This is a genomic window from Streptomyces sp. NPDC059524, from assembly GCF_042749255.1.
In the GTDB taxonomy this organism is placed as follows: Bacteria; Actinomycetota; Actinomycetes; order Streptomycetales; family Streptomycetaceae; genus Streptomyces; species Streptomyces xanthii.
The window spans coordinates 14395-15434 of the sequence record NZ_JBHYTK010000177.1; the positions used below are offsets into that span (position 1 = coordinate 14395).

Annotated in this window: 2 protein-coding genes; both read left to right on the forward strand. The window is 71.2% G+C overall.

What is annotated here, in order from left to right; translation table 11 throughout:
- Window positions 1–261: DUF742 domain-containing protein (locus tag ACFW9D_RS33370; RefSeq protein ID WP_384628287.1), on the forward strand; the 261-nt coding region annotated here is incomplete at its 5' end.
- Window positions 262–309: 48 nt separating this feature from the next.
- A complete protein-coding gene (locus ACFW9D_RS33375) occupies window positions 310–924 on the forward strand; it encodes an ATP/GTP-binding protein (protein ID WP_188340099.1) in 615 nt (204 codons plus the stop codon).
- The last annotated feature ends 116 nt before the right edge of the window (window positions 925–1040 follow it).

A 1040-nucleotide genomic window follows, 5' to 3' on the forward strand; every position in this document is an offset into this window, starting at 1 on the left:
GCGGAACCCCGCGCCGACGACCCGGCGACCGACCACACCCTGTCGCCCGAGCACGTCGAGATCGTCCATCTGTGCCGGGACCGGCCGCAGTCGGTGGCGGAACTCGCCGCCGAACTCGACCTCCCCATAGGCGTCGTCAGAGTGCTGATAGGCGACCTCGTCGGCGAGGAGCTGGTCCATGTGACCCGCCCCGTGCCGCCGGCGGAGCTGCCCGACGAGAGCATTCTGCGCGACGTGATCAACGGCCTGCGCGCTCTGTGAACCACCCGCGGGCCCGGTGAAACACAACCCCGACAGGAGAGACACCCCATGATCTTCGGGCGTTCCGCGCGCGGCGCGGCCCCGGTCGAGCCCGTCACGCTCAAGATCCTGGTGGCCGGCGGCTTCGGCGTCGGCAAGACCACCCTCGTCGGCGCCGTCAGCGAGATCAGGCCGCTGCGCACCGAGGAACTGCTGAGCGAGGCGGGCCGGCCCGTCGACGACACCGCGGGTGTCGAGGGCAAGCACACCACCACCGTCGCGATGGACTTCGGGCGGATCACCCTGCGCGAGGACCTCGTCCTCTACCTCTTCGGCACGCCCGGCCAGGACCGCTTCTGGTTCCTGTGGGACGAGCTCGCCACCGGCGCGCTCGGCGCGGTCGTCCTCGCCGACACCCGCCGTCTGGAGGACTGCTTCGCCGCCGTCGACTACTTCGAACGGCGCGGCATCCCCTTCGTCGTCGGCGTCAACTGTTTCGAGGGCGCGGCCCGTTACCCGGCCGACACGGTGCGCCAGGCGCTCGACCTGGACCCGGGCGTCCCCGTGCTGCTGTGCGACGCGCGCGACAAGGAGTCCGTGAAGGACGTCCTGGTCGGCGTCGTCGAGCACGCCGCGGCGACAGCGGCCGGCCGCCGGAGCGCCGCGGCCGCCGTCCCCACGTAGGAGCGCGCCCGGGCCTCGCGCCCTAGGGCGTTTCTTTCGGATCATCTGATCGTTGGTCGATGTGTGTCGTTAACTGATGCCCAGTGGGCGAGGATCGAGCCGTTACTGCCGGACCG